Source organism: Serpentinicella alkaliphila, assembly GCF_018141405.1.
Classification (GTDB): domain Bacteria; phylum Bacillota; class Clostridia; order Peptostreptococcales; family Natronincolaceae; genus Serpentinicella; species Serpentinicella alkaliphila.
On sequence record NZ_CP058648.1, the window covers coordinates 1,057,183 to 1,070,362 of the forward strand.

Below are 13,180 nucleotides of genomic sequence, written 5' to 3' on the forward strand. Positions count from 1 at the left end.
AATGATGGATATATTCTAAGTTATATAGAATAGTATATATAGTCTAGGAATTTAATGTAGCATTTAGCATTAAGAAAATTAACAATAATATGGTAATATAAAGATGTAGTAATAAAATGTACAATTAGTTTAAATGATGTTTAATATAAGTGGAATTAAGTAAAAGGAAAAGAAATAAGAGGTGAGGTATGGAAAAAATAAAAAAAGTAATTTATATATGTATGGGAGTAGTAGCTTTTTCATTAGGAGCAATTGGGGCATTTCTCCCAATACTTCCTACTACACCATTTTTATTGCTAGCATTATTTTGTTTTTCTAAGGGCTCTAAAAGATGTAATGATTGGTTTGTAAAAACGAAGCTCTATAAGAAATATTTAGAAGAGTTCGTGAATAATAGAGCTATGACTTTGAGACAAAAGGTTTACATATTATTGTTTGCGGACACAATGATTGCAATACCTTTGATAGTTATTAATAACTTATATGTCAGATTATTTTTAATTGTTCTTGTTTTATTTAAATATTATTACTTTATATATAGAATCAAAACTATTAAAGCTGAGGCCGATAGTGGGGAAGGAGGGCCATTGCAGGTGGATTTTTATGAGCAACAGAATAGATAAGGAAAAAGATATAATTAATTTAATGATAAGGCTATATTGTACTAGAAAACATGATAATAATGAAAATGAAATTTGCAATCAATGTAAGGGGCTTTTAGCTTATGCTATTATGCGCTTAAGTAATTGTAAATATGGAAATAGAAAAAGCTCATGCAGAAGGTGTAAGACACCATGTTATAGACCTGAAATGAAAATAAAGATAAAAGAAGTAATGAGATATTGTGGACCTAGGATAATAATATATAAACCCATGGAGTTTGTAAGACACCTTGTTAAATAAAGTAAGATAAGATATTAAATAATATAGTAAATAGATTAATGGTCATATTCCAAAAATATGACCATTTTCAAATAAAACATACTAATGAGGAGAAATGAAGTTTTCAAGTCTTTCTTCTATGAAACAAACAAGTTCTGATATATCTTTATTATCAACAGGAAGTTTCTCAAACCACACATCTTTACCTTCGTTCGTGAAATATAGAGCTTTCATTATTATTTCAGGACGATATTCAAAGTGAAGTATATCAAACTGTCCCCATTTACCACCCCAAATAAAATAGTTTTTTTCCATGATATCTACTATTTCTTGTGGGTAGCCCTTAAGTCGTTTTTCACCGGCGGCTCTAGATGCCCATTGCCAGTAGTCATCTTTATTACTAGCTAAATCTATTGCTAAACCAAAGGCATGAGGACTTAACCTATTAGTTTTAGAAATGTACCTATAATTATATGTACCCCCTAAGGGATATATATATGACCAAAGCAGAGGCTTTTCCTTTGCTAGGGCATTTAATTCTGTGATAGCAGCTTTAAGATAATCTGAAGCATTATTATTGCTATTAAAACGATGATAATTTAAGTTTATTTGTACACCCACAAGATTTTTTTCTATTAAGTGTTGTGTACCTCCATAAACTACATTTAATAGGGGATAGACTCTTATTCTTCCTGGATTATAGTCTTCTGGCATAAGCTTATTTATTGCCCCTATTACGTACCTTTGCTCCAACATATCTTTAATATCAGGGTTACTCAACTTCTGTTCGTGAGTTTTCTCTTTTCCATCGTCGTATAAGATCTTCTCACCAGATTTTAAAATGAGGTATACCTTACTAGAATCCACAACTTCTAAATCTATAATATACTCTGGATAGGCTAGCATAAGTGAAAAAATATCTTGCTTCAATGTCGTCTCATAATCGTAAGTAGAGTTGACGGATGTTTTTTCGGTTCTGCCAATAATATAGTGGACTGTCAGTACTGAAAAAACTCCAAATATAACTAAAAGAAAAAACGTATACTTTTTAAAGGTTTTCATAGTTCACCTACTTATTATTTTTATAAACTAATTCTTTTTAAAGTGCTGATATATTATTTTATGTGTTAGCTTTAGATAAATATTACCCTGGTTATAAAGTAGGCAATGTATTTATGTGTCTAAAGACTAAGAATTTTTAAAATAGATTAGTGAAAGTTATAGATTTAGAAGAAGTCGAAAAAAACCATAACTACTAAAAAAAGACTAGATAAACAATAGTTAGGCCCATGATGAGATTAGGAAAAGATAACTCAAATTAATTTGTAGGATATTTAATTATTTTAGAAGTGAGCATATTTTTGATTATCCTCACTTCTGATTAATTAATTTCGTAACTTAATATAGTTGTACATGAATTCGCACTAAAGGTTTTGGATAAATTTGCCAACAACTGAGTTGTTGCACAAAGTTCCTATAGGGCACTTAATATTTGCTCTGAGTTTATAGCCTGTGTATTGTTGAATCTGACGGGTTTCAAGACTGCTATGCATAATTGATACAGAACTACTGATAGAATCTAAAATATTTTTTATATTAACTACTACACTAGTCGTTTCTTTTGATAGTTTTCTAATCCTCTCTGCTACAACAGAAAAACCTTTTCCTTGGTCTCCAGCTTTTGCAGCTTCAATTGCAGCATTTAATCCCAAAAGATTAGTCTCATCAGATATTTCTTTAATATATCTTAAAATAGTATCGCTCTGGGACATTGCATTTATAGCATTTTTGTTTTTTCATCGTTTTTCAGATGAATTAGCAATACCAATGGCTGAGTTAGAAATTTCATTAACACTAGCAATAATTTCTTCAAAAGCAGCAGCAATATTTTCTGTAAGCTCTTTGTGAGTGTTTTGTCGTTTTAAGCTTCTACCAATGTTAATTGACCCAATGGCTTTTCTTTTAGAGTTCCTTAAAGGTACTGTAATAGATTTAAAAGGAATCCCGAATACTTCTTTTGGTATAATTTCTACTATTTTTCTATTTTCACAAATACATCTATACATAACATCACAAGATTGTAACGATGCACCTTCAATAGCACGTACATCTAGTTCAGTTCCTGGTAAATACTTTGAAAATGTTTTAGATCACCTATCCCAATTATACAATCCTCATCAAACAATTCTTGTAATAGTGGACTTATCTTAATAAAGTCATTTATTATCTTCTTATTCTTTTGCACAATCCCAACCCCTGTCTCGAATATTCGAATAATTTATAAAATATCCTGCATTAACAAATTATATTCAGAATTATTAACATTTCCAGGGCAATAATTATATTAAAGTATCTACCCTCTAATAAATCTCATAAAATAAAATCTTAAAAGCACAGATTCGATTACACAAAGATAATAAATTAATATTGTAAAAAAATATGTATTTAATCTAAGTTATATAAGAGTATTCTTATCGACAAAACCTGCCGAACACTTTGAATTTACGAGGTTTCAAACGACTATATATCTTTAAACAAGCATAATTTTAAAAACAATACCAATTATTGCACTAACTAAAGCATACAAATGAAAAAAAGAGAGACAGATTTACAAAACTCGGATTCACTCTGATTGTATCGGTTACAATCAGTTGAGAATAAAAGAAACAGTGAAACGTCCACTGTGTTGTAAGACTAGATGTAGACCTGCTACGGAGACTGTGATGAGGATGAGACTTACATAGTAGGTTCACCTCGAAGCAATAAAAGGGTAGCTAGAAAGTATAGCCTGTATGAGGACACTTGGGCTATATGAGCGGATTCTTTGTCCTATCCTTAAAGATGATACCTTATGAAACAACTGGGGTCTATCTGGAAACCTTCAAGCATGATAACTAATGAAGCAACTGCTGATGAAGGGAGAATACCTTCTTCGGTTACTTAGATATAGAAGTGATTGACTATGTTGTAGCCTCAATGGCTATATCATCATTATACAAGGAGGAATGGAAATGAAAAAGAAGAGCTTATCGATATTTTTTGCTTTGCTTATGGTTTTATGCATGAGTGTTGTAGCTATGGCAGGGACTACAACAATAAATGTTAATGTTAATCCGATTGAAATTTACAATACACAAGCTTTCCACAGATACATAATGTAACAGGAGCAGTAAGTATAATGGGAGTTTAGAATATGTAATGCTTTTTGCAAATAATGCTTTAAAGGCAAAAGTTAATACTATGGGTGGTAGTGGTTCTGCTTACTCATTTAGTTTTCCATGGGAAATTACAGAAGCTGGTACATACAACGTTATAGTGACAGCACTAACAAATGCAGGCGGTCCAGATGGAACTGCTGAATACGAAAAAAAAGTAGTCGAGGTGAGGTTAAGAAACAATTATTGTTGATTACCCTGCTGCACCAGCTGTAGCAACCGTATATTAAAGACTTTTAACAAGCCTATTATGATTGGAAAAGGCAAGAATGTTGTAAATGTCATCTCTGAAGTAGCAAAAGCTATGGGTCCAGGAGCTACTTTGAATAATGTTGAATAGGCTTTTTTAGTAGAAATAGGTGCATTGTAGTAATATTTAATGTATAATAATGTAATTTACTAAATTCTTGAATTATAGGGATGGTTCCTATGATTACCAATATTAATGAAATCGAGCTAGTATCATAAGGTGCTAGCTCTTTTACATGCCTAAACTAGTAAAGGGACGGGTACAAGCAATGAAAACATTTAAGAAAAATCGTGTTCCCCAAAGTAGCACCATAAACTAATGATACATAAAATAAAGTAAAAATGTACCTTTGGGGGAGTTAGCTATGATGAATTATTCAAATGGTTCTTTAGAAGACATGATTGCTACTGTTGAGGATAAAAAAGTATCTAGAAAAAATAACAGAAAAAATAGAATTAAAAGACCTATGAAGAAATGGTACCAATTGCCTTATGCTGGAGAGACAGAAAGACCAAAAGGGATTGATCCAGCCGCAGGGTCTTGGCCTTTATATTACATAAGAAGAAATAGAAAAGGGCAGTTTATTTCTTCTGATGGTAAGCTTATAAAATTTGATATTGAGAACCCGGACAATATTGACTTTTGCAAAGAATTAGCTTTAGTAAAAAAAACCTTAAGAAATGTTACAAAACATCAAAAGGTAATAGCCGATTATTGGGGAGATGGTCCAGCTACAAAGCAATGGACTCCAATAATAGATAGACTTGTAGACACATATAATTTAAGTCCAGCGCAGTCTGCTCGAGTGATAGCAGCTGTACAGGCGGGAATAAATGATGCATTTGTTGTTACCTGGTATTTTAAGTATTTGTGGGAAATACCTCGCCCAAATCAATTAGACCATAATTTACTCACTGTAATTTGTACACCAAAATTCCCTGCGTACCCTTCTGGTCATTCTGTAATTTCTGGTACAGCAGAAGTAATCTTAAGCTATTTTTTCCCTACAGAAGCTGAGAAACTTAAAGAGCTAGCCGAAGAAAACTCTATTTCACGTTTATACGGAGGAGTACATTTTTTAGCTGACATAAATGAAGGATTAAGGCTTGGAAGACAGATTGGAAGGATAATCGTAGATATTTTAAGGGGTCAGTTTGATAGTAATGGGAAATTAATTTATGAGCCAGTACTGAAGCCTTTGCATGCAGAGTTAAACCCACCACCATATGAGCAGGTTATTCCTTATACCCCAAGGGCTAGGTTATGTGATTTGCCACTTTTGCCTGAATAATGGAAGTAATAAAAACATATTAAAATATAGAGGGAAAAACAGGTATATGTTAAATATATACAATATTTACTAAAAAGTTTAGGAGAGGGTGTAGATTGAAGAAAATACTTGAAGGTTTTGATAGAGTAATTCCACGGGATATCTATTTAAGCACTAAGACTTTTATAAGTGACCAGGATTGGTGGGCACAATCAAAATAGTAGTATTGATAATAGTTCTGCATTAAATAGATTATTAGACAGGACCATTTATGTCCTTCAGAACTTTGGCAGGATCGTAGGAATAAGTCAAGGAGTTCAAGTTATAGCAATAGTTTTGCATTAGATCAGATGATTTTTGTGGCAGGGAATGGCGAAAATGGAGATACCATTTCATTTAATGATGCTAGAACTAGCACAACACATATTGATTTAGGTTGGGATTTTACAATTATCTGGGTTATGGATAGCACCAATACTAGTTTCCCTCATTTTAAAAGTATATATTCAGTAGTTCAAAGTGCTGGAATAGGAAGTGTCTTATAAAAGAATTCTAATATAGTAATAGTTAAAATCTCCTTTTTAGATAATAAATTTTAAGAAGGAGATTTTAACAATATTCAGTTAAGCTAATAAACCAAATAACCAATCTGTTATAGGTTGCATCTTATCTATCATAATTTCGAACGGACTTATTTCAAAAAATTGATATTTACTTTCAAGACTAGTTAATATAGCTAATGCTACAATAAAAAAATAAACAATTATTATTTTTTTACTGCTCTTTTCAATTCTTAAGAAATCAACTAATATTACTAGCCCTGTAACAACAGTAGTTATAATATTCATTAAATTCTCCCCCTATTTAAATTAAGTGCAGAGTGAATAATAGTACTGTTAACTGTAACATTAATAGTAGCAGATGAGAATGCATCATTCCAATTATCCTTAATTTCTTTAAATTCTTTAGGGTATTCTCTAAAAAAGTAGCCACTTAAATTAAAGTAGTCTACCCCATAACCTTTCTGGGCATTAACTATGGCCTTATTAATTTTATCTGCTAAGACTTTATTCAATTGCCTTTGAAGAATCTCTATATCTAACTCGTGAGGTAGGTCCTCCGTAGATACTCTTTCAGCTACATTACCCTTTACATTTAATTCAATATCAAATCTTATTTTACCATTTTCGTACTTTGGTTTAATGTCAGCTTTAGACTCTAGACCTTCAATAGTAATTTTATCGTTGTTCAGAGCATAATCAAAAACTATTAAACCATTTTTAAAGTTATTAGTCACTAGATTATACGCTTGACCCTCTTCATAGTCTAAGTAGCCAACTAATTTATCACTATCAAATATTGCTATTCTAGAAAGTATTAACTCGGGCTTCTCTAATTCTGTTGGTGGGGACACTATAGTAACAAGAGTAGTTACATAATTTATAAATGGGTTATTTACAGCTTCAACAGTCTCGTGCATATCTGCTACATATATTTTATTATTTGCTCCAAAGTTTTCAGCTATAATAGATAAACCTAGTGCCGGAACTATACCGACAAAATTTGGTGTATCATAAATTTTTTCAGGGGGGTCATTAGTTACTAATACAATCATTTCTAATCTTACTTCCATATCTTGTGCAAAAAAGCTTACAACCTCACCCAAGCCTTCCTTTGCAATTTTTTCATCAATAACTAAGGACTTAATATGGCCGATGTACAGACGTCTTTTAGCTATCTTACTCATATTTCTTAAAGCATCAAAAATTGTAAGGCCTTTGGATCCAATAGTGGTATAAATTTCCTTTCCAGTTACCCCTTCGGCTGCAATAGAACGTGGATTAGCTAACTGAGCAACAACAGAGTAAAGTCCAGCGTCAGTTTTTGAAATGCCGAGTCCAATAACAAAACCTAGGTTATTAATTTCCCTTCGGCTCCAACAGGAGGTTAAAGATGTAGTGAATAGCACAGTTGTAAGTATAATAAGAAATTTTTTCATAATGTTTTCCTTCTTTCTTATTTTGATGGAGGAGTAGGTTTTATATTTTTATCTTTTTTAACTATATTTTTCTTGACTATATGACCTGACCTTTCGGTAATCGACCATAGGGGCATTCTTAAAAACCAATCTTTCAATTCCTTAAGACTTAGGGGTGCAAAGGGCACCATAAAGGGCACGCCAAATGATCTGAGGGAAATTAAGTTAAGGGCTAGTATTAAAAGTCCAGTCATAATACCATAAATCCCAAGAATCCCTGCTAAGACAAGCATAAAAAACCTAGCAAGCCTTAAGCTTAATACAAAGTTAGTATAAGGGATAGTAAATGAAAAAATGGCCGTCATTGCTACAATAATTACTACTATTGAGGAAACTAGACCAGCTTCAACAGCAGCTTGGCCTATAATAAGGGCTCCAACGATACTTACGGCTTGACCTATATGGGTTGGAAGTCTAGTTCCTGCCTGCCTAAGGGCTTCAAATGCTACCTCCATAATTACTGCCTCAATAAAAGCAGGGTAAGGAACTCCTCCTCTAGCAGCAGCGATAGTAAGAGCAAGTTGAGTTGGAAGTACCTCTTGATGAAAAGTCGTTATAGCAACATATATAGATGGTAAAAAAGTTAGTAAAATAGCTCCAAAGTAACCTAATAAACGACAAAAGGAAGCAAAGTATTGATTTTGATAATAATCATCCATACTTATAAAAAAGTCTGAAATTATTGCAGGAACAATTATTACAAACGGGGTACCATCACATATTATTGCTATTCTGCCTTCAAGAAGAAGACTTTGAACCCTATCAGGCCTCTCCGAGTAAAATGTAGTATGAAATAGATTTATAGGATTGTCATTTATATACTCTTCTATGCTTGCTGAACTAACAAATCCATCAACATCTATTCTGTTTATCCTATCACACAATTCATCGACTATATTTAAGTCAGCTATATTACATAGGTACACAATTCTAATATCTGTTTGCGTCTGTCGTCCTACCTTAAAATTTTTAAAAATTAAGTTAGGGGATTTTATACGCCGTCTTAACATTAAACAATTAGTATTAATACTTTCTACGAAGCCTTGCTGAGGGCCTTTCACTACTTTTTCTGTTTGGGGTTCTGTGCTTTCTTTATTATCTGCCTTCAAAGTATTTACAGATACTACATAGGGTACTTTATCAATAAGTAATAAGCTATTGCCAATTACAAGTTCATTTATTGCTTCACTTAGATTTTTCTTAAAAGATAGTTTAGAGATAGAAAGTGATTGTTCAATTAAAGTATGTATTTTTGATTTTAAATAAATTCTATCTTCTGTAGTTCTTTGGGCAAGTTCATTTATAAGTGGGTCTAATACTGAAGATTGAAGGGATTTGTCATCTACCATTGACTCTATATAAATAACCACTGCTTTTGTATAAGGTTGTGTAGAAATATTAAAATATCTAAAGATCAAATCATCACTTTTTCCTAAACAAAATTTAATTAATTCTATATTTTTATTAAAGTCTTTATTAAACTCAATTGATTTTATATTGTTGTTATCATTTGTAGCATCACTACTATTATTTGATTTGAATAATTTTGATATAGTATTTTTTATGAAATTAAACATTATCTTTTAAAGCCCCCTCATGTATAATAATAAATATTTTGTACAATTATGGTTAAAATATGACAAGTAAATAAAAAAGGTGGAGAAGACTATGAATAATAATAATTTAACAATTATATCCTATAGACAGATTTTGTTTCTAACAATAGCTCAATTAGGCGGAGCTGCAATTCTGTACTTACCAGGTATGAAAGAGGCTGGACGAGATGTATGGATTTCTAATATTATTGCATCTGTTATGGCATATATAGTAATTTACTGTAATTACTTACCACTTTCTTTATGTCCAGGCGGCTCTATGACAAAAACATTAAATAAATATTGGGGTAAGATTTTTGGTGGGCTAGTTAATGTATACTATCTCTTATTCTTTTTTATTTTAAGTCTCCTTATTGTTTCTGATGTATATTATTTAGGAAAGATAACAATGCCTGAAACTCCAGGATACATTTTCATCATTTTTTTTCTTATTCCAACTATGTATGCTTTAAAGTTAGGCGTGGAGGTTTTTATAAGATTCATGGAATTTATATTGCCAATTTTAGTAGTAATATATATAATTTTATATTTACTAGTTATACCTAAATTAGACTATCAAAAAATATTACCTATTATGTCAGATGGCATAAAACCTGTATTTTCAGGTGCAATACCAAATTTAAATTTTCCATATGCTCAAGTACTACCAGTAGTCTTTTTTTATAAACATATTAAAGGGGATAGGAATGAACGTAAAAAATTTATAAAATATTCATTTTTAGGTATTCTAGGAGCTACCATACTGCTAAGTATAAGATCCTTAGCATCAACTACTGCTTTCGAGGAATTCACATTGAAAACCCTAACTTTTCCGCCTTTAAGTACAATTAGAATTATTCAGGTTGGAGATGTTATAGAGAGGTTAGATCCATTCTTTTATGCAATATTATATATAGCTACCTTTTTTAAATTTCTAATAACATTTTATGTGATATGCGAAATTATATCGGAGTTGTTTAATGTAGGGGAACCTAGGGACTTTGCTATTCCAGTGGCTGTATTGATAGGGGTATTTATGCCCTATGCAATTCATAAGTTTGATATTATATTACGAACAGTAGTACCATATTTTATTTTATCTATACCATTGTTTTTTCCGATACCCATTTTGTTATATGCAACAATCAAGTATAAAAATAAAAAAAATAAAAAAGAGACAGTTAATCAATAGATAACTGTCTCCACGATATTATATGTTTTCAATTTGCCAATCTATAGGTTTTTTGCCTATAGATAGTAGAAAATTATTGGCCCCCGAAAAAGGCTTACTTCCAAAGAAACCTCTATGGGCAGATAAAGGACTAGGGTGAACAGATTTAATAATATGGTGATTAGAGCTAGTAATGAGTTTTATTTTTGCTTGGGCATTGTTTCCCCATAGTATAAAAACTACTGGGTCTTCTCTCTCATTTAATAGACTCACAACCTTATCTGTAAAATACTCCCAACCCATATTTTTATGGGAGTTAGCTTGTCCTTCGACTACTGTTAATACAGTATTAAGAAGAAGAACACCTTGATCTGTCCATTTTTTCAGATAGCCGTTGTTCGGAATGTAGCAATCTAAGTCCGTAAGGAGCTCTTTATAGATATTTAGCAGTGACGGCGGAATTGAAACATTTGGAGTGACAGAGAAACTTAAACCATGGGCCTGATTAGGACCATGATAGGGGTCTTGACCAAGAATAACTACCTTAACATCTTTATATTGTGTATAGTGTAGGGCATTAAAAATATCATTCATATTTGGATAAATGGTTTTTGTTTTATACTCTTTCTTTAAAAAATCTCGCAAGCCCAAATAATATTCTTTATTAAATTCATTTTTCAATAGCAAATGCCAATCATTTTTTAATATTTGCATTAGATCACCTTTACTCAAGTGTAGCTATTTTTTATTTTTATAAATAGTTTTTGTAGGAAGATTATAATATACAAAGTAAAAGCCTAGAGCACTCATTAACCCAAGTACATAAGCAAAAACTGAATGCATGCTTTGCCATTTACCTTGTGCATATGTAAGTAATCCTAAACGAATAGCAATTAATTCTATACCTGTAGCTAATAAAGAGAGTAGTAATACAAGCAGTAGTTTATGAACTGGACGTTTAGGTAAGTATCTTACTAAAATTACACCTATAGTGAAAAAGGGTCCAAGCATTACAAACAAATCTAATTCACCTATAGGAATTAATATAAAACTCTCATGCCAGAACTTAGCATTGATAAAGAAATTTTCGAGTAATCCCCCAACTAGCATGGTCCATAATCCTATAGGCATCGCATATATAAATTGACGAAGTGAGCAGGTAAATATAATTAATGCCCATGTAAAAATTGCCAAGATTACCCAAGGGAGTCTATAATAATAAATAAGATTTAGCACTGTTCTAAAATTCAAAATGAACCTCCTAGTGTTATTTTATTTATTAGTATGTCAATTATGTTTGCAGAATATTTTAAAAAACTAAAATAATAGAGACTTAAAAGTCTCTTTAACTTTATTTTTTAAATTCTATTACCATCAATATATTTCCAGAAACCTCTCTTACAAGCAAATAAGATCGAAACATCTTTTCAATAGCATTTAAAAGTGCTAACTTAGATATGCTAGAATCGGCTTTTACCTCATAAATATCCGCATTAATAAGTTCCCAATTAAGTTTTTGTAGCTTTTTGCATTGAGAGCTATCAATAAGCTCTAAGGGAGTAGTTGCAAAAATATTCCCTGACATTATTTCATGAGCACCCCAAAACTTGTTATGAATTTCTAAAACACCACTATAGCTTAAGTCAGAGGTTCTTATCTCCGAAAATTTTTCGAGATAATCATCGTCATAATAGTTTTTAGTGGTAACTGGTTTATATAAAAACACTTCGTCGGAAATCTTGTCAATTTTTAAACCATGATAATTTAACTTTCCTTCAGATTTGCTATTGAATCCGCCAGATTTTATTACTTCTTGTTTATATAGAGATAGATTTTCAATTAATTTTTCAATTATTTCTACTTCTCTTTTAGGATTATTTAAAGATAATTTCTTAACAGTAGTTTTTATATTAGTTATTAAAGAGTTCATTTGCACCATCCTTGCGGAAAATTACATTTAAATAGACTAATTAAAGCGAATTAAAAGTTTTTCAAATACTGTTCTTCAATGAAATCTATATGTTCCTTCATACAAGCTTTAGCTTCTAAGGGCTGTTTATTCTTAATAGCCTCGTATATTCTGTAATGTTGTGATGAAACCAAATCTTTCTTTTCTACAGTTGTCGTAATTTTACCCCTTGCTTCTTGAACTGAAATATCAATTAGTCCAGAAGATAAATGTAAAATATTTAAAAGTAATAGGTTTTTAGAAGCTTTGGCTATAGAATAATGAAACCTTTGATCCGCAATTTCACTTCTCAGAGTATCATTAATTTTATCAGCCTCGATTAACTCTACAACTAGTGATCTTAACAGTTCAATTTCTTCATCTGTACATCGCTTTGCGGCCAAATAGGCTGCCTCTAATTCAATAATTCTTCTAAGCTCTATTATTTCTTGAGGGTTACTTTGTTGTAGAGTAAACAACAAAGTAAGTGGTTGAAATAAAAATTCTTCAAAGCTTTCTTTTATATAGCTACCTTCACCTTGTCTAACATGTATAAGCCCTATAATTTCTAAGGCCCTAAAGGCTTCCCTTACAGAAGCTCGACTCACTTGTAATTGTTCGGATAAATCTCTTTCAGAAGGAAGTTTTTGACCTCTTTTAAGTTCTCCACTAATAATCATTTGTTCTATTTGTTTAATTACTTGTTCGTATACTTTAGTAGTCTTTATTGGACTAAACATGACACACGCTCCTAAAAATTGATATAAAGGCCCAATTTCAGTAAATACACTATTGTTTTTATTATACTTTA

At 31.3% G+C, this 13,180-nt stretch carries 18 protein-coding genes; 7 read left to right on the forward strand and 11 right to left on the reverse strand.

Annotated features, from left to right (window positions below; all coding sequences use genetic code 11):
- Positions 1-188: 188 nt before the first annotated feature.
- Entirely contained in the window at positions 189-623 is a 435-nt protein-coding gene (locus HZR23_RS05355) for a YbaN family protein (RefSeq protein WP_132847404.1), read from the forward strand.
- The gene (locus HZR23_RS05360; RefSeq protein WP_132847405.1) at positions 604-903 is read left to right on the forward strand and encodes a nitrous oxide-stimulated promoter family protein; all 300 of its coding nucleotides are present in this window, start codon (positions 604-606) and stop codon (positions 901-903) included. Before HZR23_RS05355 ends, HZR23_RS05360 begins: the two co-directional genes overlap by 20 nt.
- A gap of 81 nt (positions 904-984) precedes the next feature.
- Here HZR23_RS05360 and HZR23_RS05365 read toward each other — a convergent pair whose 3' ends face one another.
- From HZR23_RS05365 to HZR23_RS17525, 4 genes are all read right to left on the reverse strand, one after another.
- Positions 985-1,944, reverse strand: coding sequence for a M15 family metallopeptidase (locus HZR23_RS05365; protein WP_132847406.1), 960 nt, complete (start codon positions 1,942-1,944; stop codon positions 985-987).
- A 362-nt stretch (positions 1,945-2,306) separates the two neighbouring features.
- On the reverse strand, positions 2,307-2,654 hold the full coding sequence (locus tag HZR23_RS05370) for a methyl-accepting chemotaxis protein (protein ID WP_132847407.1): 348 nt from the start codon (positions 2,652-2,654) through the stop codon (positions 2,307-2,309).
- Positions 2,655-2,678: 24 nt separating this feature from the next.
- A complete protein-coding gene (locus HZR23_RS05375; RefSeq protein ID WP_132847408.1) occupies positions 2,679-2,948 on the reverse strand; it encodes a hypothetical protein in 270 nt (89 codons plus the stop codon).
- 44 nt (positions 2,949-2,992) lie between these two features.
- Positions 2,993-3,127 (reverse strand): hypothetical protein, encoded by a 135-nt coding sequence (locus HZR23_RS17525; protein WP_279229877.1) that lies wholly within the window; start codon positions 3,125-3,127, stop codon positions 2,993-2,995.
- A gap of 766 nt (positions 3,128-3,893) precedes the next feature.
- On the opposite strand from HZR23_RS17525, the gene HZR23_RS05380 reads away from it, so the two are divergent.
- The 4 genes from HZR23_RS05380 to HZR23_RS05395 all read left to right on the forward strand — a co-directional run bounded on the left by HZR23_RS05380 (position 3,894) and on the right by HZR23_RS05395 (position 6,162).
- Entirely contained in the window at positions 3,894-4,043 is a 150-nt protein-coding gene (locus HZR23_RS05380) for an SH3 domain-containing protein (RefSeq protein WP_165913601.1), read from the forward strand.
- 37 nt (positions 4,044-4,080) lie between these two features.
- Positions 4,081-4,290 carry a hypothetical protein gene (locus tag HZR23_RS05385; RefSeq protein ID WP_132847409.1) on the forward strand — a complete coding sequence of 70 codons (210 nt, stop codon included), beginning with the start codon at positions 4,081-4,083 and terminating at the stop codon, positions 4,288-4,290.
- 421 nt (positions 4,291-4,711) lie between these two features.
- Positions 4,712-5,638, forward strand: coding sequence for a vanadium-dependent haloperoxidase (locus tag HZR23_RS05390; protein WP_132847410.1), 927 nt, complete (start codon positions 4,712-4,714; stop codon positions 5,636-5,638).
- 338 nt (positions 5,639-5,976) lie between these two features.
- Positions 5,977-6,162, forward strand: coding sequence for a hypothetical protein (locus tag HZR23_RS05395; protein ID WP_132847411.1), 186 nt, complete (start codon positions 5,977-5,979; stop codon positions 6,160-6,162).
- A 78-nt stretch (positions 6,163-6,240) separates the two neighbouring features.
- Here HZR23_RS05395 and HZR23_RS05400 read toward each other — a convergent pair whose 3' ends face one another.
- The 3 genes from HZR23_RS05400 to HZR23_RS05410 are packed head-to-tail and all read right to left on the reverse strand — an operon-like array spanning position 6,241 to position 9,232.
- On the reverse strand, positions 6,241-6,465 hold the full coding sequence (locus HZR23_RS05400) for a hypothetical protein (RefSeq protein WP_132847412.1): 225 nt from the start codon (positions 6,463-6,465) through the stop codon (positions 6,241-6,243).
- Positions 6,465-7,616 (reverse strand): Ger(x)C family spore germination protein, encoded by a 1,152-nt coding sequence (locus tag HZR23_RS05405; protein ID WP_132847413.1) that lies wholly within the window; start codon positions 7,614-7,616, stop codon positions 6,465-6,467. The genes HZR23_RS05400 and HZR23_RS05405 overlap by 1 nt, the downstream gene beginning before the upstream one ends.
- Before the next feature lie 17 nt (positions 7,617-7,633).
- Entirely contained in the window at positions 7,634-9,232 is a 1,599-nt protein-coding gene (locus HZR23_RS05410; RefSeq protein ID WP_132847414.1) for a spore germination protein, read from the reverse strand.
- 91 nt (positions 9,233-9,323) lie between these two features.
- Between HZR23_RS05410 and HZR23_RS05415 the strand changes: the two genes are divergently transcribed.
- The gene (locus tag HZR23_RS05415; RefSeq protein WP_132847415.1) at positions 9,324-10,442 is read left to right on the forward strand and encodes a GerAB/ArcD/ProY family transporter; all 1,119 of its coding nucleotides are present in this window, start codon (positions 9,324-9,326) and stop codon (positions 10,440-10,442) included.
- 18 nt (positions 10,443-10,460) lie between these two features.
- Here the strand turns inward: HZR23_RS05415 and HZR23_RS05420 are convergent, their stop codons facing one another.
- From HZR23_RS05420 to HZR23_RS05435, 4 genes are all read right to left on the reverse strand, one after another.
- Positions 10,461-11,135, reverse strand: a complete 675-nt coding sequence (locus HZR23_RS05420) for a uracil-DNA glycosylase (RefSeq protein ID WP_132847416.1) — start codon at positions 11,133-11,135, stop codon at positions 10,461-10,463.
- A gap of 24 nt (positions 11,136-11,159) precedes the next feature.
- Complete coding sequence (locus tag HZR23_RS05425) at positions 11,160-11,672, reverse strand: hypothetical protein (RefSeq protein ID WP_132847417.1); 513 nt, start codon at positions 11,670-11,672, stop codon at positions 11,160-11,162.
- Positions 11,673-11,772: 100 nt separating this feature from the next.
- Positions 11,773-12,351, reverse strand: a complete 579-nt coding sequence (locus HZR23_RS05430) for a hypothetical protein (protein ID WP_132847418.1) — start codon at positions 12,349-12,351, stop codon at positions 11,773-11,775.
- A gap of 50 nt (positions 12,352-12,401) precedes the next feature.
- On the reverse strand, positions 12,402-13,109 hold the full coding sequence (locus HZR23_RS05435; RefSeq protein ID WP_132847419.1) for a FadR/GntR family transcriptional regulator: 708 nt from the start codon (positions 13,107-13,109) through the stop codon (positions 12,402-12,404).
- Between the last annotated feature and the right edge of the window lie 71 nt (positions 13,110-13,180).

Bases quoted from the DNA above. Each gene is read 5' to 3' on its own strand.
- HZR23_RS05355 (WP_132847404.1), top strand. From the start codon at position 189: ATGGAAAAAATAAAAAAAGTAATTTATATATGTATGGGAGTAGTAGCT.
- HZR23_RS05360 (WP_132847405.1), top strand. From the start codon at position 604: ATGAGCAACAGAATAGATAAGGAAAAAGATATAATTAATTTAATGATA.
- HZR23_RS05365 (WP_132847406.1), bottom strand. From the start codon at position 1,944: ATGAAAACCTTTAAAAAGTATACGTTTTTTCTTTTAGTTATATTTGGA.
- HZR23_RS05370 (WP_132847407.1), bottom strand. From the start codon at position 2,654: ATGTCCCAGAGCGATACTATTTTAAGATATATTAAAGAAATATCTGAT.
- HZR23_RS05375 (WP_132847408.1), bottom strand. From the start codon at position 2,948: ATGTATAGATGTATTTGTGAAAATAGAAAAATAGTAGAAATTATACCA.
- HZR23_RS05380 (WP_165913601.1), top strand. From the start codon at position 3,894: ATGAAAAAGAAGAGCTTATCGATATTTTTTGCTTTGCTTATGGTTTTA.
- HZR23_RS05385 (WP_132847409.1), top strand. From the start codon at position 4,081: ATGCTTTTTGCAAATAATGCTTTAAAGGCAAAAGTTAATACTATGGGT.
- HZR23_RS05390 (WP_132847410.1), top strand. From the start codon at position 4,712: ATGATGAATTATTCAAATGGTTCTTTAGAAGACATGATTGCTACTGTT.
- HZR23_RS05400 (WP_132847412.1), bottom strand. From the start codon at position 6,465: ATGAATATTATAACTACTGTTGTTACAGGGCTAGTAATATTAGTTGAT.
- HZR23_RS05405 (WP_132847413.1), bottom strand. From the start codon at position 7,616: ATGAAAAAATTTCTTATTATACTTACAACTGTGCTATTCACTACATCT.
- HZR23_RS05410 (WP_132847414.1), bottom strand. From the start codon at position 9,232: ATGTTTAATTTCATAAAAAATACTATATCAAAATTATTCAAATCAAAT.
- HZR23_RS05415 (WP_132847415.1), top strand. From the start codon at position 9,324: ATGAATAATAATAATTTAACAATTATATCCTATAGACAGATTTTGTTT.
- HZR23_RS05420 (WP_132847416.1), bottom strand. From the start codon at position 11,135: ATGCAAATATTAAAAAATGATTGGCATTTGCTATTGAAAAATGAATTT.
- HZR23_RS05430 (WP_132847418.1), bottom strand. From the start codon at position 12,351: ATGAACTCTTTAATAACTAATATAAAAACTACTGTTAAGAAATTATCT.
- HZR23_RS05435 (WP_132847419.1), bottom strand. From the start codon at position 13,109: ATGTTTAGTCCAATAAAGACTACTAAAGTATACGAACAAGTAATTAAA.